Consider the following 20,783-nt stretch of genomic DNA (forward strand, 5'->3'; position numbering starts at 1 on the left):
GCGGCGGCGTCAGGCGAACGGGACGGCGCACACCAGGCCCCCGCTGCCGTAGACGAGGACCCGGGCCCGTTCGTGGGCCACCAGGTTCCTGCCGAGCCCGTCGGGCACGGCCATGGCCCACGCCGTCCGGTGGCTGTGCAGGTCGATGGCGACCAACTGGTCACGGGACCGCGCTCCCCGGGTGTTGCCCGGGCCGTTCGCCGTGGCGTGCACGTAGAGGTACCGCTCCCCGGCCACGGGCGGGATGTCGAGGCCGGGCGTCATGGCGGCGTCGAGATCCGTCTGCCACAGCAGCTCGCCGCTGGCGGCGGACACGGCGACGATCCGGCGCGTCCCCTCGGCCGCGTACACGACGCCGCCTTCGACCGTCGGCCTGCCGTAGCGGCGGGCCCCCTTCGCGATCCCGCCGACGTCACGCCCGGGCCCGAACTCCCACGCCCGCCGCCCGTCGGAGACGTGGCGGGCGGACAGCCTGTCGCTGCCGAAGTAGACGCGCGCGTTGTCCGCCGCGAGCCGCCCGGGCAGAACGAACGAACTGTCCGCTTCCCCGCGCAGCAGGACCTGCCGCCAGGCGATCGCGCCCTGACCGGCCCGCCACGCCTGAAGTCGGTCGGCATGGCCTTCGTACCAGGGCCGGGTGAGGAGCAGCTGGCCGCCTACGGCCCGGCCGACGAGACGCGCGTTGGCGCTCTGCGGCTCGTACTCGCCGCCGTCGTCGAGCGGCTGTCGCCAGCGCTCCCGGCCGGTCCGCGCGTCGATCGCGACGAGCCGCCAGCCCGCCGTCCGCTCCGTGGCCGTGGCACCGGGCCGGCCCGTCCGGGCGATCAGGTAGACCACCCCGTCGGCGGCGGTCAGCAGGTGGGCCGCCGTGACGTCCGCGTCGACGACCGCGATCCCCTCACCGAGCGGCTCCGGCTCGCCGTTGGCGAGGTTCACGGAGCACACCGTCACCACCGGCGCGCCGCCCTTCTCACCGGGCACGAAGGCGTAGACCCGCTCGCCGTCCGTAGTCGCCTGCCACGCCCGCTGGACCTTGCCGCAGGTCCACTTCTCCTTGCGGGACGTGGCGTCGAGCCCCACGAGCCCCTTCTTGGTCAGCACCACGAACTGGTCGCCGACCACCAAGGGGGGAAGCAGATCGTCGACCTGTTCCACGCGCGCCGACCACACGGCGCGCGTAGGGACGTGCGGAACGCCCTCGGCTGACGAACCCGCGGAGGCCGACGCCGACGCCGGCGCGGACGGGGAGGCCGACGCGGCCCCGTCACCCCTCCCGAACCACGCCCAGGCCCCGGCCCCCGCTCCGGCCAGCCCGAGCAGCGAACCGCCTGTGACACCGAGCAGCCTCCGCCGGGACACACCCGCCGAGCGCGTGGTCGCGACCTGGGCGTCCCGGCTCTCCGGCGGGGCCGGCAGCCGGTGCGCCCGGACCTCCCACACCTCGCAGGCACGCCGTGCGATCTCCGCGAGCAGCACCTCGGGGAGCCGGTCGGCGAAGTCCCCGTAGCCGGCGCCCCCGTGAGACCCCGCGCCGTAGGGCCCGTCCCCGTCGCGGAGCAGGTGCGCCAGCTCCGCCGTGCCGGGACGCCGCGCGGGGTCCTTGTCGAGGCACCGCGCGAGCAGAGGAACGAGCGCCGCCGGCACGCCGGTCAGGCCGGGCTCCGCGTACCGCACCCGGTACAGCAGGTCAGCGGCCCGGCCGGTGCCGAAGGGCCCGTTCCCGGTGGCCGCGTGGACGAGGACGCCCGCGAGCGCGAACACGTCGCCCGCCGCCGTGTGGTCCAGGCCCGCCGCCTGCTCGGGTGACATGAAGGCGGGCGTACCGACCGTGGAGCCCAGGCGCGTCAGCCGCTCGTCGCCGACGGCGCGGGCGATGCCGAAGTCGATGACCTTCGGACCGAAGGCGGTGACCAGGATGTTCGACGGTTTGAGGTCGCGGTGCACGACGTCCGAGCGGTGCAGCTGCCCGAGCGCCTCGGCGAGGACCGCGCCCAGCGCCCGCACGGAGCGTTCCGGCAGCGGGCCGGCGAGCGCGACCGCCTCGTCCAGCGGGGGACCTAGGACGTACTCGGTGGCCAGCCACGGCGTGGGGGCCAGCGGATCGGCGTCGACGACGGCCGCCCCGTACTCCCCGCCGATGACCCGCGCCGCGTCGGTCTCCAGCCGGAAGCGGGCCCGCAGTTCCGGGTCCGAGGCGAGCCGCGCGTGCATGGTCTTCAGCGCGACCGTCCGACCGCCGGGAGAACGGCCCAGGTAGACGGTGCCCATGCCGCCGCTGCCGAGCCGGGCTACGAGCCGGTACGTGCCGAGCTGCTGGGGGTCGTCGTGGTGCAGGGGGAAGGGCATCGGGGCAATCCGCGAAGAAGGAAGGAGGAGGGAGGGGAGAAGGCGGGATCAGCGGTGGGGGGACGCACCCGGCAGGGAGGTCTCCACGGCCAGCAGGGCCGCCGACTGCCGGACGAGTGCCGTGATGACGTGCCCGGGCAGCCATCCGGGCCCGAACAGGGCGGCCGCCCGGCTCCGGCCGCGCGGAGCCGCGCCGGACGCACCGGCGCCGGCCGGAGCGGTGCCGGTCAGCTCGTCCAGCACCCGCTCGGCCCGTGGCCTGCCCGCCGGGTCGCCGGCGAGGCAGGCGGAGACCGTCCCGCGGAGGCCGTCGGGCAGCTCGCTCCGCTCGGGGACGGTGTGCCCGGTGGCCGCGTACGCCAGGACCGCCCCCAGCGCGAAGACGTCGCCGGCCGGGTGCGGGGGGCCGCCGGCGGCCCCTTCCGGCGCCACGGTGCCGGACGCGACGCCGGGCAGCCCGCCGTGCCGCCGCCCGGCCGGGGCCGCCGCCCGCAGGGCACCGAAGCACGTCAGCCGCAGGCCGTCCGCCGTGACCAGCACGGCGGCGGGGGAGAGCCCCGCGTGCGCCACCCCGCCCGAGTGGAGCGTGAGGAGGGCCTCGGCTAGGGCGGCTCCCAGAGCGCGGACGGTGCGCTCGGGCAGCGGCCCGCCGTGTGCGGCGAGCACGGCGGGCAACGGCAGGACGGGCAGGTACGCGCAGGCGTGCCAGGGCAGCCCGTCCTGCTCCCCGGCATCCGTCAACGGGGCGAACCACGGCCCGGACCACGCCCCGATCAGCCGCCGGGCACCCTCCGTCTCCACCGCGAAACGCCCGGCGTCGGCCCCGGCGAGGGCCGTGCCGACCAGGACCGTGCGGTCGCCGTCCGCACTCCGCGCGAGGAAACGATCCTCCGGAACCGGTACGTCCCCATCCGGTGGATCGAGCCGGGCCACGACGGTGTACGGGCCGATCAGCCGCGGGTCGTCGTGGCGCAGCGGTTCCATGGACGGAGGAGCTCCTCGTGGGGGTGGTGAGTGGCGGGTTCAGAAGTCGTCGGGGTCGACGCCCTTGGGCGCCTGGTAGGTGGGCGAGACGATGCTGAACAAGATCAGGTCGGTCTTGGACGCGTTCGGCCCGTTGGCCCCGTCGTCCTTTCGCGTGCTCCTGAGCAGCAGTTCGGCGGAGAGGGAGACGTGGTCCTCCTCGTGCACGGCGTCGATCTGCGGCTGCTGTGCCTTGGAGTTGGCTCGGCCGTCCCGGGTGATGCGCCAGCCCCGCTTGGCCAGTTGGTCACGCAGGCGGTCCCAGCCCTGGGCCAGTTCCTCGGGTGAGAGCTTCCAGACGGACCAGTCGTGCTGGATCGAGTAGAGCCCCTTGCCCTTCTTCTGATCGAAGGTGACGGGCGACGGGCCGCCTGGCGTGACCTCCCCCCGCAGCTGCGTCATGTCGAGGAGTTCACTCGAAAGTCGGCCGACCCGTGCCTCGGCGTCCTGGGGATGCTCGACCTTCACCTCATGCGAGGAGCCCTTGCCTGGGGTCGTTTCGCTTGTCCCGGACTTCTTCGGCTGGTCATCCATGATGCTGCATCCCGTGGCACAGACGGCGGCGATGGAGATGATGGTGAGCACCTTTCGCCACGACATCGCGTTTCCGTGACGTTGCTGGGTGGTCACCCTAGTGTGTGTGGTCATTTTTTGGGCGCCACCTCGTCGTAACGTCCCATAATAACCTTAGCCTGGTTCTTGATGCTCAAACTGGCCGCGTCTTTCTTCTCGTCATAGTCCCAGTAACCGCCGTGCCCTTCGGTGTCGGTGGCCATCTGGTTGGCCCCAAACCTCGCGTCGCTCGGCACGACGAAGTCCACACCGGTCTTCCAGTGCCATTCCCGGTGGCCATGGCTGAACTGGCCGAGGGTACCGACAAGGTCATCTCCCTGGGCCCGTTCGTTCCACACGTGCCCCTTGGGAACGTCCATGTCGGTGGCCCGGCCGACCTGGGCGCCGGGACTTCCCGCGAAGACGACGTCGTCCACGGGTAGGTGACCCTGTCGTGCTGCGGATCCGACCACCACGGTGCCGTAGCTATGGGCGACGGCAGTCAGATGTTGCTCAACGCCCGGGTCATGTGAAGTGCGAAGGCCCGCGAAGAACTGGTTGGTCGCTCCTGCGGCGTCATTCGCGTAATGGCTGTACGGTGAGTCCCTCTTGACGTCCTGCGGTGCGTCGTAGCCGTACCACGCGATGGTTGACACGCTATGTCTGGGATCGACGGCGCTACTTGTGCGCCACAGCTTCTCGGTACGGCTGAGGCCGGTGTGGATGTCCGCGAGACATGCTCCGGTGCCGGGAACGTAGACAGCAGTGTTCTCAGCCCGGTCCGGGTTGCCGGTGGCGATGATGGCGTGCCCACGGCCCTTGGTGTCGAAGCCCAGAAGGTATGCCTCGGGAAGTCCGCGCTCGCCCGTCTCGGCGATGCGGCGATTGATGGTTTCTATGCCGGCCTTCTTCTTTTCGAGGTCTTCTATCTGCTCCTCCCACTTCTTCCACTGAGGCGTGATTTCCTGCACGCCTTGCAGTGGGAGGCCCGTGATGTTGTTGTACTTCTGCTGGTACTTGGTCGGCGGATGGCCTCTCAAGGCGGCCAACTGGTATGTGATCTCCGCCTTCTCCGCGCGCATGACGGTCCGGTTGGCATCGTCACGCACGATCGCGGGCAGGCCGTCCAGCGCCCCGATGCTCGCCGGGTACAGCGAGACGTATTCATCGCGCTGTTCTTGCGAGAGGCCGCTCCACCAGGCGGCGTTCTCCTTGGGGGACTTGCCCCTGGGGATGTCCGATTCTCGGAAGTGCTTGCCCGCCGCTGCCCGGACGTCCTTCAGGTCCTGTGCGACGTCGACCCAGTCGGTGTTGTCGAGGTCCTTCCCGGTCCCGAGTTTCGCCAGCACCCGGGCGTAGCGCCCGTCGATCTCGTTGGCTTCTCGGAGCGCCTGGCCTATGTGGTCGGCGATGGCCTGTGCCTTGGCCTGGTTGGGATCCGTCCCACCCGGGTTCAGCAGGGGAGGGGTGCCTCTCAGGTCGCGTGCCGGCTGCTGCAACAGGGGTGCCGGGGTCGACGGGCTCCTCGGGTAGTCGACGGACCCGTCGTCGTGGACGGTGAACTTCAAGTTCTTGGCGTCTTCGAGGGCCTGTTTGAGCTTGCGCTGCGGTGCTTCCAGCTCTTCGGCCAGTCCGTTGAGCACCGTGCGTATCAGCCCGCACTCGGTGTGGATGTAGTGGTAGTTCTGGCTCAGCGTGTCGAGCTTCGCCATGGCCTGGTTGGCCGCTTCGCCCTTCTGCGTGTCGTGCAGCTTGGCGGTTATCTCGTTGTCTACACGAGTCCTGGCAGCGCCGGCCCGACTGCTGACATCTCCCCACCCGTCAGCAGCCTCCTCGAACTCCGAGCGCTTGAGATCCCGTAACTGGCTCAGTGTGATCAAGACCGGTCACTTCCCCGACTTGCGGCCGGCGGGGGCGAAGGTCCCCTCGGTCTTCACCTCGTGCGCGTCGAACTCCTTGCCCGCCTGCGCGAGGTTCGGAGCGAGCTTGTCGAAGTGGTCGCGCACCGCTTCGAGGCGGCTTTTCCAGCCGGAGCGGATGCCCTTCAGCGCCGCCGTGCTGGCGAATCCGGCCGTACCGGACTCCAGTCCCTCATGGGAGGAGTCCAGCTTGGTGATCGCACTCTGGGTGCTGGTACGTAACTCCCCGGCGACACCGCCGGCGGCCGTCCAGGGGCCGCCGCTCGCCTTGTGCGTGTCGCTGCCCGCTCGGCCGCCCTGGCCTCCCCCTGCGGAGGCCAGACTCATGCGGGCGCCATCACGCACCGCGATGCTCGTGTCCTGGCCTTCCGTGCGGAAAAGCCGACTCCACTCCGGGGACAGCTCGGACGCCGTCATGTCGTTCCCCCTGTCGCGCCTCTACCTAACACGGTCGCGTCCACCCCTTGCCCGGGGCGGACGCGACCGTTGTTGCGCGAGTGATGCTACAAGCGGGGCAATCGCGGCGCCTGAGTACACGTACTCAAAAAGGCCATCGGCCCGGCCGCGTGCCGGCTCCCTCACTCCGTAGGCAGCCACCCCGTCTGGATCAGCGAGCTCCCCTGCTTCCGCGAGACGAAGATTCCCCGTCCCGGGGGCAGCGGCCGCGGCTTCACGTTGCCCAGCAGCTCGCCCTCGCCGCGGTCGCCGGAGAGCACGACGCCCTGGGCTCCCAGCTCCTTGAACCGCTGGATGAACGGCTCGTACATGGAGCGGCCGGCACCCGCGGTGCTCCGGGCGATGATGAAGTTCACGCCGGTGTCCCGCGCGTACGGCAGGTTGTCCACCAGCTGCGCCAGCGGGTTGCCGGACGAGGTGGCGACCAGGTCGTAGTCGTCGACGATGATGAACGCCCGCGGGCCCCGCCACCAGTTGCGGTTGCGCAGCTGCTGCGGGGTCACGTCCGGGCCCGGTGCGCGGCTGTTGATGAGGGCGTTCATGTCGGCGAGGTACGGATCGAACGCGTTCTGCGTCGTCGCGTAGCCGGCCAGGTACGGCTCCGGCACGCACTCCAGCAGGCTGCGCCGGTAGTCGCCGACGCAGAACAGCGCCTCCTCCGGCGTGTACCGCTCGGTGAGCTGCTTGATGAGCAGCCGCAGCAGGGCGGTCTTGCCGGACTCGCTCTCTCCGTAGACGGCGAACAGCGGGTCGGTGTCGAAGTCGACGAAGACGGGCGCGAGGTTCATCTCGTCGATGCCGATGGCGACGCCGCGCTGCGGCTCGGCGTGGCCGTCCGGCAGCTCCCGCACGGACAGCGTCCGGGGCAGCATGCGCACCTGCGGGGCGTGCGGGCCGGGCCAGTTCTCGACCGAGGCCTTGACGAACGCGGCCGTGGCCTCGGAGAGGTCGTCGCCGCCGCCGGAGGCGCCGTCGACGCGCGGCAGGCCGCCCAGGAAGTGCAGCTTCTCGGCGGTCAGACCGCGGCCGGGCACCCCCACGGGCACGTTGGCCGCGACCTTGCGGTCGAGCTCGGAGTCGAGCGGGTCGCCCATGCGCAGTTCCAGGCGGCTGAGCAGCTGGTCCTTCAGCGCCGCCCGCATCTCCATGTAGCGGGAGACGGTGACGACCAGGTGCACGCCCAGCCCGAGGCCCCGCGCGGCGATGTCGGCGACGACGGGCTCGAGCATCTCGTAGTCCGTCTTGAAGGAGAACCAGCCGTCGATGACCAGGAAGACGTCGCCCCAGGGCTCGCCCGGCAGTCTTCCGGCGGCGCGCAGCTGACGGTAGGTGCTGATCGAGTCGATGTTGTTGTCGCGGAAGAACTCCTCGCGCCGGTTGAGGATGCCCGCGACCTCGGCGACCGTACGCCGGATCTTCTCCGGGTCCAGCCGGGAGGCGATCCCGCCGACGTGGGGCAGCCCGTCGACGGCGCTCAGGGCGCCGCCACCGAAGTCCAGCCCGTAGAACTGCACCTCGTGCGGGGTGTGGGTGAGGGCGAACGCGCCGATGAGCGTGCGCAGCAGCGTCGACTTGCCGGAGCGGGGACCGCCGACGACGAGCATGTGGCCCGCCGCGCCCGAGAAGTCGCGGAAGAGGACGTCACGCCGCTGCTCGAAGGGCTTGTCGATCAGGCCGAGCGGCACCCGCAGCCCGCCGCCCCGCGGCGAGCCGGGGGCGTGGAGGCCGCGCTCCGGGGAGACCGCCAGGCCGGACAGCAGCTGGTCCAGGGAGGGCGCCTCGTCCAGCGGCGGCAGCCACACCTGGTGGGCCGCCGGTCCCTGGCCCTCCAGGCGCCGCACGATGACGTCCAGGACCGTGTCGGCGAGCGCGTCGTCGTCCCGGCCCGGGGCGGTGAGCGGGACGGCCGGGTCGGGCTCCGCGTAGCGCACCGGCACCGGTGCCGCGGTGAACGGCACCGGCCGGCGGTCGGTCGGGAAGGAGCCGGTGCGCGTCGTCGTGGTCACGCCGCCGCGGTAGACGGCCGAGACGTAGGCGGCCTTGAACCGCGTCATCTCGTCCGTGCCGAACTTCAGGTAGCCCGATCCGGGCACCGACGGCAGGTGGTAGGCGTCCGGCACGCCGAGCGCGGTGCGCGACTCGGCGGCGGAGAAGGTGCGCAGACCGATGCGGTACGAGAGGTAGGTGTCCAGGCCGCGCAGCCGGCCCTCCTCCAGCCGCTGGGAGGCCAGCAGCAGGTGCACGCCCAGCGACCGGCCGATGCGGCCGATCTGGATGAACATCTCGATGAAGTCCGGCTTCGCGGTGAGGAGTTCGCTGAACTCGTCGATGACCAGCACCAGGGAGGCCAGCGGCTCCAGCGGCGCGCCGGCGGCACGTGCCTTCTCGTAGTCCGTGAGGTTGGCGTAGTTGCCGGCGGCCCGCAGCAGCTCCTGCCGGCGCTGCAGCTCACCGGTGATCGAGTCCCGCATGCGGTCGACGAGCGTGAGGTCGTCCGCGAGGTTGGTGATGACCGCGGCGACGTGCGGCAGCTCCGCCATGCCCGCGAAGGTCGCACCGCCCTTGAAGTCGGCGAGGACGAAGTTCAGCGTCTCGGAGGAGTGGGTGACCGCGAGGCCCAGCACGAGGGTCCGCAGCAGCTCGGACTTGCCCGAACCCGTGGCGCCGACGCACAGGCCGTGGGGGCCCATGCCCTCCTGCGCCGCCTCCTTGAGGTCGAGCATCACGGGCGAGCCGTCCTCGCCGACACCGATGGGCACGCGCAGCCGCTCGGCCATCGACCGGGGCCGCCAGGCCGTCGAGGTGTCCACCGAGCCCGCGTCGCCGAGGCCCAGCAGGTCGGTGAAGTCGAGGTTGGCCAGCAGGGGTTCGTCGTCGTCCCCGCCGCCGCCCATGCGCATCGGCGCCAGCTGCCGGGCCAGTGCCTCGGCGGCCGGAACCGACAGGGAGTCGGGCACGCCCTGGTAGGTGGCCGCCGCCGACTCCAGGCGCAGCTGGCCCGGCCGTACGACGACGGACAGCCCGCCGCGGCTCTCGTCCAGCTCGCCCGGCACGACCTCCACGACGGTCACGCCCTGGAGCCCTTCGGCGGAGGCGAGCAGGGAGTCGGGCGGCACGGTGCCGCCGTCCAGGACGACCACCACGTGGGGCTGGTCCAGGAGCGGCTGGCCGTCACGGCTGAAGCGGGGGCGCCCCAGGAGCCGGTTGCCCAGCAGGTCCTCCAGCTCGGTCAGGTCGTCGCTGAAGAGCCGCTTGGTGCCCGCGCCGTCGGTGGAACCGGGCACCTGGGTGTGCGGCAGCCACTTGCACCAGTCCCACTCCTCGGCCGCGCCCTGCCCGGCGACCACCGCGACCACGAGGTCCTCGGGGGAGTGCAGGGTGACCAGGCTCGCGACCAGCGAGCGGGCCGTACCGCGCACCGCCTCGCGCTCACCGGAGACCACCACGTGGTAGAACGCCCGGATCGAGACGGCCACCGGCAGCCCGTCGAGCGAACCGTGGACCGCCAGGAAGCGCTGCATCGCGCTGGCCGACAGCGGTTCCAGCTCGTCCACCGGAGCCGTCGTGGGCGCCACCAGCGGTGTCCACAGCTGCTGCGGGCCCAGGCCCACGCGGGCCTGCCCGAAGTCCTTGTCGGAGACGCGCCGCTCCCACAGCCGGCTGCCCTCCGCGACGAGGGACCACAACTGCTCGGGCGCGGGGTGCAGGTAGAACTGCGCGTCCCGCTGGGCCCGCGCCGTGCGGCGCACCTTCTGCCGGGTCTGCGCCAGGTACTTCAGGTAGTCGCGCCGGCTCTCGACCGCCGCGCCCTGCGAGCCCTTGCGGTACCGGATCACCTGCGCGACGGCCATGGCGACGGTCGACACCAGCATCATCGCGCCCATGATGCGCATGATGGGCGCGGTGCCCGGCATGAAGAAGAAGACCACTGACGAGCCCATGCCGAGCATCGGCAGCAGCTGCATGGCCATGCCCTCCTGCTGCCCGCGGGGCAGTTCCGGAGGGGACTCGAGTTGCAGCTCATCCGCGGGTATTTCGGGTGGCATGACCCGAGGCGGACGTTTGACGATGATCTGGCTCACCGGCGTATCAATCCCTTTTCGGCTGGACAGCTGTGGCGCCGGCCCCCTGCCGGCGGCGGGCAGCCTCCGCGCGACGATGATCCTACGTGCATGGCGCACCGGCGGCTCCCGGTAGGGTTGCGCCCCGTCCACATGCGCGACCGCTGAAATGGGGCGGCAGGTAATGAGGGGGCCCATCAGGTGAGTTCGACTACAGTGACCGGTTTCTGCCGAGTGACGGTGATCGCGCCCGACAGCCGGATCGACGTCGCTCTTCCGGATGATGTCGCCGTAGCCGACCTCTTGCCGGAGATCCTCCGGATGACGGGTCAGAGCGTGCAGCAGGGCGCGCCTCCCGGCTACCACCTCATGGGGCGGGACGGCGTCGCGCTCGACGCGGACCGCTCGCTCGGGGCCCAACGCGTCCTGGACGGCACGCTGCTACGGCTGCGTCCCTTCGCCCAGTCGCTGCCGCCCGCGGTCTTCGACGACGTCGCCGACGCCGTCGCCGCGGCCGTCACCCGTGACCGCGCGTTGTGGAACGACCGGCTGCTGCGGGCGAGCGGCCTGTTCGCCGGGGCGCTGATGTTCGTGTTCCTCGGCTTCGTCCTGTGGTTCGCGGACCCGGCCGGCCACGACATGCACGGCCTGCCGGGGATCGTCGCGGCCGTCACCGGCGTCCTGCTCGCCGCGCTCGCCGGCGTCCGGGCCCGTGTCTACGGCGACCGGGCCTCAGCCCTCGCCTTCGGTCTGGCCGCCCTGCCGCACCTCATGATCGCGGGCTCGGGGATCCTGGCCCTGTCGCCGGGCGAGGGCATCGGCCGCCTCCAGTTCCTCCTCGGATGCGTCGCCGTCCTCGTCGCCTCGGTCGCGCTCGTCGCGCTCATGCCCACCGGCGACGCCCCCTTCGTGGCCGCTGTCGTCGCCGCCGCCGCCGGCACGCTCGCCACCTTCTGCGCGATCCTCGCCGAGGCGGGACCGACCGCGACCGCCGCCGTGTGCGCCGTCGTCGCCATCGGCGCCATCGCCTTCCTGCCGGGACTCTCCGCCCGGGTGGCCCGCCTGCCGATCGGCTACGCTGCCCCGCGCTCCGCCGCCGCGGGCGACCTGGACGAGCAGCCGGGCACGCCCGGCGCCGAGCCCGTCGACGCCGAGCGCGTGGCGGCGCAGGCCCGCCGCGGCCACGAGCTGCTCCTCGGGCTCGTCGGGGGCTGCTCCCTGGTGGTAGTCGGCGCCGCCGCCGTGCTCGGCTTCTCCGACAACGGCTGGGCCCAGGTCCTCGCCCTCGCCTGCGGCCTCGCCATGCTGCTGCGGGCCCGGCTCTTCCGCTACACCGCGCAGGTGGCCTCGGTCCTCGCCGCCGGCCTCGCCTCCCTCTGCCTGCTGGTGCTCGGCCTGGCGCTGAACCCGCCGGCCCACGCCGTGCGGGCCCTGCTCACCGGCGACCACGGGCCGCTCGACGTCCGCACGGTCTGGCTGTCCGCCGCGGTCGCCGCCGTCGCCGCCCTGCTCGCCACCGTCGCGCTGATCGTCCCCCGCAAGGGTCTGTCACCCTTCTGGGGGAGGTTCTCCGACATAGCGGAGAGCGCTTTCCTGCTCGCGCTGGTGCCGCTGTGCCTGGCCGTGCTCGACGTCTACGCCACGGTCCGCGGACTCACCAGCTCGTGATCACCGGCCGGCGCCCCGGCGCCGGCCCCTCACCGGGCCGCAGGCCGCGGCCGGGCGCCCCCGGCGCCCGTCGGGACCCCTGCCCCGGCCTGGTACTGTGTCCCGTGGCCGTTTGTGTACGCGCCTCCGGAGGGACCGCAGGGTCCTCTGGGGACAGCGCCCAGCGGACCCCGCCTCCCGAGTCGTGGAAGCTCCCCTGAGACAGAGACCAGGGGCACTCGGTGGCCGAAGACATCCAGAAGGAGTACCGCGTGTCGCTCGACGCCGCTACGAAGAAGCAGATCATGGCCGAGTTCGCCACCAAGGAGGGCGACACCGGTTCCCCCGAGGTCCAGGTCGCGCTCCTGACCCGCCGCATCTCCGACCTCACGGAGCACCTCAAGACCCACAAGCACGACCACCACTCCCGTCGTGGTCTGCTGCTCCTGGTCGGTCAGCGTCGCCGTCTGCTGCAGTACCTGGCCAAGAAGGACATCACGCGCTTCCGCGCCCTGGTCGAGCGCCTCGGCATCCGCCGCGGTGCCGCGGGCGCCAAGTAAGACGCCGTGAAGGGAGCGGTTCCCACCCCTGGGAGCCGCTCCCTTCGCATATGCCGGAGAACCGCGCGGCCCCTTGCGCGGCCTGTGGGAAGCGACGCGGAGCAGAAGCTTTGTAGTCTGGTTCCACAACGGCACGACGAACGACATACCTGATGAGGAGGGACGCCGTTCTCTCCGCCGGTCCTCGGTAGTGGCCCCCGGAACGGGGAATTCCGGGTGCTTCGATCGAAGACCGGCCCGCACAGAGCACAGCGGCGCCCTCCACCACCGTCCCCGCCACACGGGCGAGGACGCAGAAGAGGAGATATCCCTGGTGGAGAACGAGACCCACTACGCCGAGGCCGTCATCGACAACGGCGCCTTCGGCACCCGCACCATCCGCTTCGAGACGGGCCGCCTGGCCAAGCAGGCCGCCGGTTCCGCCGTGGCGTACCTGGACGACGACACCATGGTGCTGTCGGCCACCACCGCTTCCAAGAAGCCCAAGGACCAGCTCGACTTCTTCCCCCTGACGGTGGACGTCGAGGAGCGGATGTACGCGGCCGGCAAGATCCCCGGCTCCTTCTTCCGCCGTGAGGGCCGGCCCTCCGAGGACGCGGTCCTCACCTGCCGCCTGATCGACCGGCCGCTGCGCCCCTCCTTCAAGAAGGGCCTGCGCAACGAGATCCAGATCGTCGAGACGGTCATGGCGCTCAACCCCGACCACCTCTACGACGTGGTCGCGATCAACGCCGCCTCCTGCTCCACGCAGCTCGCGGGCCTGCCCTTCTCCGGTCCGATCGGCGCCACCCGCGTGGCCCTGATCAAGGGCCAGTGGGTGGCCTTCCCGACCCACACCGAGCTCGAGGACGCCGTCTTCGACATGGTCGTGGCCGGCCGCGTCCTGGAGGACGGCGACGTCGCGATCATGATGGTCGAGGCCGAGGCCACCGAGAAGACCATCCAGCTGGTCAAGGACGGCGCCGACGCCCCCACCGAGGAGGTCGTCGCCGCCGGTCTCGAGGCCGCGAAGCCCTTCATCAAGGTCCTGTGCCGCGCCCAGTCCGAGCTGGCCGCCAAGGCCGCCAAGCCCGAGGGCGAGTTCCCGGTCTTCCTGGACTACCAGGACGACGTCCTGGAGGCCCTGACGGCCGCCGTCCGCACCGAGCTGGCCCAGGCGCTCACCATCGCCGGCAAGCAGGAGCGCGAGGCCGAGCTGGACCGCGTCAAGGACGTGGCCGCCGAGAAGCTGCTCCCGCAGTTCGAGGGCCGCGAGAAGGAGATCTCCGCCGCGTACCGCTCGCTGACCAAGACCCTGGTCCGTGAGCGCGTCATCAAGGAGAAGAAGCGCATCGACGGCCGCGGGGTGACGGACATCCGCACCCTCGCCGCCGAGGTCGAGGCCATCCCGCGCGTGCACGGCTCGGCGCTGTTCGAGCGCGGCGAGACCCAGATCCTGGGTGTCACCACGCTGAACATGCTCCGCATGGAGCAGCAGCTCGACACCCTCTCGCCGGTGACGCGCAAGCGCTACATGCACAACTACAACTTCCCGCCCTACTCCGTCGGTGAGACCGGCCGCGTCGGCTCCCCGAAGCGCCGCGAGATCGGCCACGGCGCGCTCGCCGAGCGCGCGATCGTGCCGGTCCTGCCGACCCGCGAGGAGTTCCCCTACGCGATCCGTCAGGTGTCCGAGGCCCTCGGCTCCAACGGCTCCACCTCCATGGGCTCGGTCTGCGCCTCCACCATGTCGCTGCTGAACGCCGGTGTGCCGCTCAAGGCCCCCGTCGCCGGCATCGCCATGGGTCTGATCTCCCAGGAGATCGACGGCAAGACCCACTACGTCGCCCTCACCGACATCCTCGGTGCGGAGGACGCGTTCGGCGACATGGACTTCAAGGTCGCCGGCACCAAGGAGTTCGTGACCGCCCTCCAGCTCGACACCAAGCTGGACGGCATCCCGGCCTCCGTCCTGGCCGCGGCCCTCAAGCAGGCCCGCGACGCGCGTCTGCACATCCTCGACGTGATGATGGAGGCCATCGACACGCCGGACGAGATGTCCGCCTACGCCCCGCGGATCATCACCGTCAAGATCCCCGTGGACAAGATCGGTGAGGTCATCGGCCCCAAGGGCAAGATGATCAACCAGATCCAGGAGGACACCGGCGCCGAGATCACGATCGAGGACGACGGCACCATCTACATCGGTGCCGCCGACGGCCCGGCCGCCGAGGCCGCCCGCGCCACGATCAACGGCATCGCCAACCCGACCATGCCGGAGGTCGGCGAGCGCTACCTGGGCACGGTCGTCAAGACCACCACCTTCGGTGCCTTCGTCTCCCTCATGCCGGGCAAGGACGGCCTGCTGCACATCTCGCAGATCCGCAAGCTCGCCGGTGGCAAGCGCGTGGAGAACGTCGAGGACGTGCTCGGCGTCGGCGCCAAGGTCCAGGTCGAGATCGCCGAGATCGACCAGCGCGGCAAGCTCTCCCTCATCCCCGTGATCGAGGGCGAGGACGGCGACGCCGACGAGACCAAGGACGAGTCCGCCAAGTGACGTCCCGTAGTACACGGAAGACGGCCCGCACCTCCTCGGAGGGGCGGGCCGTCGCCCGTACCCAAACGCTTCTCAAGGGCGAGAACGGCATCGGCACGGTCCGCAGGACCACCCTCCCGGGCGGCCTGCGCATCGTCACCGAGACCCTGCCGTCCGTACGCTCCGCGACGTTCGGCATCTGGGCGAACGTCGGCTCCCGCGACGAGACGCCGACGCTCAACGGCGCCACCCACTACCTGGAGCACCTGCTCTTCAAGGGCACGGCCAAGCGCAGCGCGCTCGACATCTCCGCGGCCCTCGACGCGGTCGGCGGCGAGATGAACGCCTTCACGGCGAAGGAGTACACGTGCTACTACGCGCGCGTGCTCGACACCGACCTGCCGCTGGCCATCGACGTCGTCTGCGACATGCTCACCGGTTCGCTGATCGACGCCGCCGACGTCGACGCCGAGCGCGGCGTGATCCTCGAAGAGATCGCCATGACGGAGGACGACCCGGGCGACTGCGTGCACGACCTGTTCGCGCACACGATGCTCGGCGACACCCCCCTCGGCCGCCCGGTCCTCGGCACCGTCGACACGATCAACGCGCTCACCCGCGACCAGATCGCCCGCTTCTACAAGAAGCACTACGACCCGACCCACCTGGTCGTGGCCGCGGCGGGCAACGTCGACCACGCCAAGGTCGTCCGCCAGGTCCGCGCCGCCTTCGAGAAGGCCGGCGCCCTGGGCCGTGCCGACGCCGTGCCCGTGGGCCCGCGCTCCGGCACCAAGACGATCCGCACCGCGGGCCGCGTCGAGCTGCTGGGCCGCAAGACCGAGCAGGCGCACGTCGTCCTCGGCATGCCGGGCCTGGCCCGCACCGACGAACGCCGCTGGGCGCTCGGGGTGCTCAACACCGCCCTCGGCGGCGGCATGAGCTCGCGACTGTTCCAGGAGGTCCGGGAGAAGCGCGGCCTCGCCTACTCGGTCTACTCCTACACTTCCGGCTTCGCCGACTGCGGCCTCTTCGGCGTCTACGCCGGCTGCCGTCCGAACCAGGTCCACGACGTGCTGCGGATCTGCCGCGACGAGCTGGACCGGGTGGCCGCGGAGGGACTGACGGACGAGGAGATCGGCCGTGCCATCGGTCAGCTCTCCGGCTCCACGGTCCTGGGCCTGGAGGACACCGGCGCGCTGATGAACCGCATCGGCAAGAGCGAGCTGTGCTGGGGCGACCAGATGTCCGTCAGCGACATGCTGGAGCGCATCTCGGCGGTCACCCCGGACGAGATCCGCGAGGTGGCCCGCGATGTACTGGGGCAGCGTCCTTCGCTGTCCGTCATCGGGCCGCTGAAGGACAAGCAGGCCGCGCGCCTGCACGAGGCCGTTTCTTAACCGACCGGTGTGATCGTTCAGCCGGTCATTCGAAGGAAGCAGGGACGATGAGCAAGCTGCGCGTCGCGGTCATCGGCGCCAAGGGCCGGATCGGCTCCGAGGCCGTACGAGCCGTGGAAGCCGCCGACGACATGGAGCTGGTGGCCGCGCTGGGCCGGGGCGACAGCCTGGACGCCCTGACCGAGGCCGGTGCCCAGGTCGCGGTCGAGCTGACCCACCCCGACTCGGTCATGGACAACCTGGACTTCTGCGTCCGCAACGGCATCCACGGTGTCGTCGGCACCACCGGCTGGACCGTGGACCGCCTCGCGCAGCTGGAGTCCTGGCTGGCGGCCTCGCCGTCCACGGGCGTGCTCATCGCCCCGAACTTCTCCATCGGCGCGGTCCTCACCATGGCCTTCGCCCAGCAGGCGGCCCGCTTCTTCGAGTCCGTCGAGGTCGTCGAGCTGCACCACCCGAACAAGGCGGACGCCCCCTCGGGCACCGCCACCCGCACCGCGCAGCTCATCGCGGCGGCGCGGCGCGAGGCGGGCTGCGCGCCACAGCCGGACGCCACGACCACGGCCCTGGAGGGCGCACGCGGCGCGGACGTCGACGGGGTGCCGGTGCACGCCGTACGGCTGCGCGGGCTGCTCGCCCACCAGGAGGTGCTGTTCGGTGACACCGGCGAGACGCTCACCATCCGCCACGACTCGCTGCACCACAGCTGCTTCATGCCCGGCATCCTGCTGGGCGCGCGGCGCGTGGTCTCCGCCCCGGGCCTGACCTTCGGCCTGGAACACTTCCTGGACCTGGGCTGATCGCGGTGCGAGCGAAGATCGTCTATTGCGCCCTGGCCGCCGTCCTGGTCGTCTACTTCGTCCTGGTCGGCAGCCGAGGCGTCATGCTCGTCGAGCAGGGCACCGCGATCACCGTCGCCTTCGGGCTGGCGGTGCTCGTGCTGCCGTTCATCGGCGCCTGGTTCCTGTACCAGACCACCAAGTTCGCCCGGGACGCCAACCGGCTGGCGCGCGAGCTGGAGGCCGAGGGCGGCCTGCCGGTCGACGAGCTGGCACGGACGCCCGGCGGCCGCATCGACCGCGACTCGGCGGACGAGGTCTTCGCCCGCCGCCGTGCGGAGACGGAGCGGGCGCCGGAGGACTGGCGCTCGTGGTTCCGCCTGGCGGTCGCCTACCACGACGCCCGTGACACCCCGCGGGCCCGCAAGGCCATGCAGCGCGCGATCGCCCTGCACGACGGCAGGCCCGTACGGGCGTAGGCGCTTCGCGGGCGCTGCGCCCGCGGCTCAACCCCTGAGCTCGGCGACCCAGTCCTCGATCGCGTCGGCCGCCATGGCGAAGGCCATCGGACGGCCGACGAAGTCGGCGTTGTGGTCGGTCACCAGCACGGCCAGAGGCTCGCCCTGGGTGCGCCGCACGACCAGCGCCTGCCCCTGGACCGTGCGCGGCGTCCCCAGCAGCCGCACCGGCTGCTGGACGGTCCGCACCTCGGCGACCTCGGACCAGGACAGGGTCGTGCCGGACAGCAGCCCGGACTGCCGGAGCCCCCGGGGCCCCACCCAGATGCCGAGGCGCACCAGGCGCACCGCGAGGGTGATCAGCAGCGCGGCGACGGCGACGCACACGCCCGTCGCGGGCAGGGAGCCGGCCACCGCGACGATCGCGGCCGAGCAGAGCACATAGGCGGCGAGCAGAAGCAGCAACGCCGCACCTCCCACCCGGGCGGGACCCGGTCGGTACGGGCGCCGCCAACGGTCACGGCTCTCGTACGGGTCCTCGTGGGGCAGGGGCGCGGCGGTGGTGGTCGCGAGGTCGTCGCTATCGCGGTCGGCTGTCAGGAAGGGCAGGGGCACGACGGTTCCTCACTCGCAAGCACACTCGAACGGCTGTGGCGGGTGAGGCTACCTGCCGGCCGGCGGGCGCCTGTCGGCGGCTGCCGGTCAGCGGCCCGCGTTGGCTTCCGAGTGCTGGGTGCGGTGGGTGTTCTGCGGACCTGACTCCAGTGCCGGAGTACCGAACAACAGCGCTCCCACGAGCCCCGCCGCGACGGTGAGACCCACCAGGGTCCGCCCCACGATCTCGGAGCGGCTGATGCGGTCTCGGGGCGGCGGCGTGACGTTGCTGCGGTAGCGCTCGGCCTCGGCGACGAAGGCGAACGGCACGTGCTCTCGGCTGGGGGCACCGCCCAGCGGGAGCTGGGGGAGGAACATGAAGGGCTCTCCTAGGAACCTCGGGGTGGGCTGTCATACATAAGGACGTTCAAACTCGGGCATCCGTGCCCGTTTTCCGTAACTTCTGTGAAAAATATCAACTGGCATCCCGGCGCCTCCTGTGGTGGAGGCCCGGGCCCGGTGACGGCCGGGTGTCAGTGGCGGCCCTTAGGCTTGGCGACGCCAGACAACGCAACTGGAAGGACCCCGCCGGTGACCGACACCCCCACCGAGGACGCCCAGGCAGCCAAGCCGACGTTTCGCAGCGACGTGACCGTCGAGCTGGTCAAGCACAGCGCGGCCGACAGCGACGTGCTGTGGGCGGCCCGCGTCTCCACGGCCGGCGAGCAGTCCCTGGAAGAGATCACCAAGGACCCCGAGCGGTCCAAGGGGCTCATCAACTACCTGATGCGCGACCGCCACGGCAGCCCGTTCGAGCACAACTCGATGACGTTCTTCATCAGTGCTCCGATCTTCGTCTTCCGCGAGTTCATGCGCCACCGCGTCGGCTGGTCCTACAACGAGGAGTCCGGCCGCTACCGCGAGCTGGAGCCCGTCTTCTACGTGCCCGGGGAGTCCCGCAAGCTGGTCCAGGAGGGCCGTCCCGGCAAGTACGTCTTCGTCGAGGGCACCGAGGCGCAGCACGAGCTGACCGGCCGCGTCATGGAGGACAGCTACCGCCGGGCCTACGAGGCCTATCAGGAGATGCTCGCCGAGGGCGTGGCCCGCGAGGTCGCCCGCTCGGTCCTGCCCGTGGGCCTGTTCTCCTCGATGTACGCCACGTGCAACGCCCGCTCGCTGATGCACTTCCTCGGTCTGCGCACCCAGCACGAGCTGGCCGCGGTGCCGTCCTTCCCGCAGCGGGAGATCGAGATGGTCGGCGAGAAGATGGAGGCCGAGTGGGCCAAGCTCATGCCGCTCACCTACGCCGCCTTCAACAAGAACGGCCGCGTCGCTCCGTAGGCGCTGTGCGGCGTGAGCGGGTGATCGTCACACGCTGCTACCCGACCCCTGCCCGGCCCATCGGGCAAGGTGTCCGTATTGCGGCGTTTCATCACCTTCATCTACGCTGAAAAAACGGACCCGGCACTGCTTGAACCCCCGAGCAGGCAGTGCCGGGATCCCTTTGGCACTCCCCGAGGGAGCACCTCACGGTGAGCAACGAGTAGCGTGGCCTCCATGGCTCCGACCTCCACACCGCAGACGCCCTTCGGGCGGGTGCTGACCGCCATGGTCACGCCCTTCACCGCAGACGGCGCCCTCGACCTCGACGGCGCGCAGCGGCTGGCCGCCCACCTGGTGGCCGCAGGCAACGACGGACTCGTCGTCAACGGCACCACCGGTGAGTCCCCCACCACCAGCGATGCGGAGAAAGCCCAGCTCGTACGCGCCGTGGTCGAGGCCGTGGGCGACAGGGCCCACGTGGTCGCCGGAGCCGGCACCAACGACACCCGCCACAGCATCGAGCTGGCCCGCGCGGCCGAGCAGGCCGGCGCCCACGGCCTCCTCGTCGTGACGCCCTACTACAACAAGCCCCCGCAGGACGGCCTCCGCCGGCACTTCACCGCCGTCGCGGACGCCACCGGCCTCCCGGTGATGCTCTACGACATCCCCGGCCGCAGCGGCGTCCAGATCGAGACCGAGACCCTGGTCCGGCTGGCCGAGCACCCCCGCATCGTGGCCAACAAGGATGCCAAGGGCGACCTCGCGGCCGCGAGCTGGGCCATGGCCCGCACGGGCCTCGCCTGGTACTCCGGGGACGACATGCTCAACCTGCCGCTGCTCTCCGTCGGCGCCACCGGCTTCGTCTCGGTCGTGGGCCACCTCGTGGCCCCCGAGCTGCGTGCGCTCGTCGAGGCCCACCGCGGCGGCGACGTCGCCAAGGCCGCCGAGATCCACCAGCGGCTGCTCCCGGTCTACACGGGCATGTTCCGCACCCAGGGCGTGATGACCACCAAGGCCGCCCTCGCGCTCCAGGGCCTCCCGGCCGGACCGCTGCGACTGCCCCTCGTCGAGCTCACCACGGAGCAGACCGAGCAGCTCAAGAGCGATCTCGCGGCTGGCGGGGTACAGCTGTAGCACCCAAGACTTCACAACT

General features: G+C 71.3%; 16 protein-coding genes. 8 read left to right on the top strand and 8 right to left on the bottom strand.

Translation table 11 applies throughout. The annotated features are described in order from the left end of the window. Positions 1–9 precede the first annotated feature (9 nt). The 6 genes from CYQ11_RS23180 to eccCa form a co-directional block, all read right to left on the bottom strand. Positions 10–2,346 carry a serine/threonine-protein kinase gene (locus CYQ11_RS23180; RefSeq protein WP_099200926.1) on the bottom strand — a complete coding sequence of 779 codons (2,337 nt, stop codon included), beginning with the start codon at positions 2,344–2,346 and terminating at the stop codon, positions 10–12. A gap of 48 nt (positions 2,347–2,394) precedes the next feature. Further along, complete coding sequence (locus CYQ11_RS23185) at positions 2,395–3,330, bottom strand: protein kinase family protein (RefSeq protein WP_099200925.1); 936 nt, start codon at positions 3,328–3,330, stop codon at positions 2,395–2,397. A 39-nt stretch (positions 3,331–3,369) separates the two neighbouring features. Further along, positions 3,370–3,969 carry a hypothetical protein gene (locus CYQ11_RS23190; protein ID WP_146104729.1) on the bottom strand — a complete coding sequence of 200 codons (600 nt, stop codon included), beginning with the start codon at positions 3,967–3,969 and terminating at the stop codon, positions 3,370–3,372. Positions 3,970–4,013: 44 nt separating this feature from the next. After that, positions 4,014–5,801: an alpha/beta hydrolase gene (locus CYQ11_RS23195; RefSeq protein WP_099200923.1), complete on the bottom strand. Its 1,788-nt coding sequence runs from the start codon at positions 5,799–5,801 to the stop codon at positions 4,014–4,016. Positions 5,802–5,807: 6 nt separating this feature from the next. Further along, the gene (locus CYQ11_RS23200) at positions 5,808–6,167 is read right to left on the bottom strand and encodes a hypothetical protein (protein ID WP_146104730.1); all 360 of its coding nucleotides are present in this window, start codon (positions 6,165–6,167) and stop codon (positions 5,808–5,810) included. Positions 6,168–6,418: 251 nt separating this feature from the next. Next, positions 6,419–10,378: a type VII secretion protein EccCa gene (eccCa, locus tag CYQ11_RS23205; protein WP_099200921.1), complete on the bottom strand. Its 3,960-nt coding sequence runs from the start codon at positions 10,376–10,378 to the stop codon at positions 6,419–6,421. A gap of 180 nt (positions 10,379–10,558) precedes the next feature. On the opposite strand from eccCa, the gene eccD reads away from it, so the two are divergent. From eccD to CYQ11_RS23235, 6 genes are all read left to right on the top strand, one after another. Beyond that, on the top strand, positions 10,559–12,025 hold the full coding sequence (gene eccD, locus CYQ11_RS23210; RefSeq protein ID WP_099200920.1) for a type VII secretion integral membrane protein EccD: 1,467 nt from the start codon (positions 10,559–10,561) through the stop codon (positions 12,023–12,025). 251 nt (positions 12,026–12,276) lie between these two features. Then, entirely contained in the window at positions 12,277–12,564 is a 288-nt protein-coding gene (gene rpsO, locus CYQ11_RS23215) for a 30S ribosomal protein S15 (protein ID WP_099201622.1), read from the top strand. Between the two features lie 313 nt (positions 12,565–12,877). Then, positions 12,878–15,100, top strand: coding sequence for a polyribonucleotide nucleotidyltransferase (locus CYQ11_RS23220; protein WP_099200919.1), 2,223 nt, complete (start codon positions 12,878–12,880; stop codon positions 15,098–15,100). Continuing rightward, positions 15,097–16,476 (top strand): M16 family metallopeptidase, encoded by a 1,380-nt coding sequence (locus CYQ11_RS23225; RefSeq protein ID WP_099200918.1) that lies wholly within the window; start codon positions 15,097–15,099, stop codon positions 16,474–16,476. The genes CYQ11_RS23220 and CYQ11_RS23225 overlap by 4 nt, the downstream gene beginning before the upstream one ends. Before the next feature lie 47 nt (positions 16,477–16,523). After that, positions 16,524–17,276, top strand: coding sequence for a 4-hydroxy-tetrahydrodipicolinate reductase (gene dapB / locus CYQ11_RS23230; RefSeq protein ID WP_099200917.1), 753 nt, complete (start codon positions 16,524–16,526; stop codon positions 17,274–17,276). 5 nt (positions 17,277–17,281) lie between these two features. Beyond that, on the top strand, positions 17,282–17,734 hold the full coding sequence (locus CYQ11_RS23235; protein WP_099200916.1) for a tetratricopeptide repeat protein: 453 nt from the start codon (positions 17,282–17,284) through the stop codon (positions 17,732–17,734). A 27-nt stretch (positions 17,735–17,761) separates the two neighbouring features. Here the strand turns inward: CYQ11_RS23235 and CYQ11_RS23240 are convergent, their stop codons facing one another. Both CYQ11_RS23240 and CYQ11_RS23245 read right to left on the bottom strand, forming a co-directional pair. Continuing rightward, complete coding sequence (locus tag CYQ11_RS23240; protein WP_099200915.1) at positions 17,762–18,328, bottom strand: SCO5741 family PH domain-containing membrane protein; 567 nt, start codon at positions 18,326–18,328, stop codon at positions 17,762–17,764. A gap of 87 nt (positions 18,329–18,415) precedes the next feature. Next, positions 18,416–18,685 carry a hypothetical protein gene (locus CYQ11_RS23245; protein ID WP_099200914.1) on the bottom strand — a complete coding sequence of 90 codons (270 nt, stop codon included), beginning with the start codon at positions 18,683–18,685 and terminating at the stop codon, positions 18,416–18,418. Between the two features lie 213 nt (positions 18,686–18,898). Between CYQ11_RS23245 and thyX the strand changes: the two genes are divergently transcribed. Beyond that, the gene (gene thyX, locus CYQ11_RS23250; RefSeq protein WP_099200913.1) at positions 18,899–19,648 is read left to right on the top strand and encodes an FAD-dependent thymidylate synthase; all 750 of its coding nucleotides are present in this window, start codon (positions 18,899–18,901) and stop codon (positions 19,646–19,648) included. A gap of 216 nt (positions 19,649–19,864) precedes the next feature. Then, positions 19,865–20,764, top strand: coding sequence for a 4-hydroxy-tetrahydrodipicolinate synthase (gene dapA, locus CYQ11_RS23255; RefSeq protein ID WP_099201621.1), 900 nt, complete (start codon positions 19,865–19,867; stop codon positions 20,762–20,764). Positions 20,765–20,783 lie beyond the last annotated feature (19 nt).

The organism is Streptomyces cinnamoneus (assembly GCF_002939475.1).
In the GTDB taxonomy this organism is placed as follows: Bacteria; Actinomycetota; Actinomycetes; order Streptomycetales; family Streptomycetaceae; genus Streptomyces; species Streptomyces cinnamoneus_A.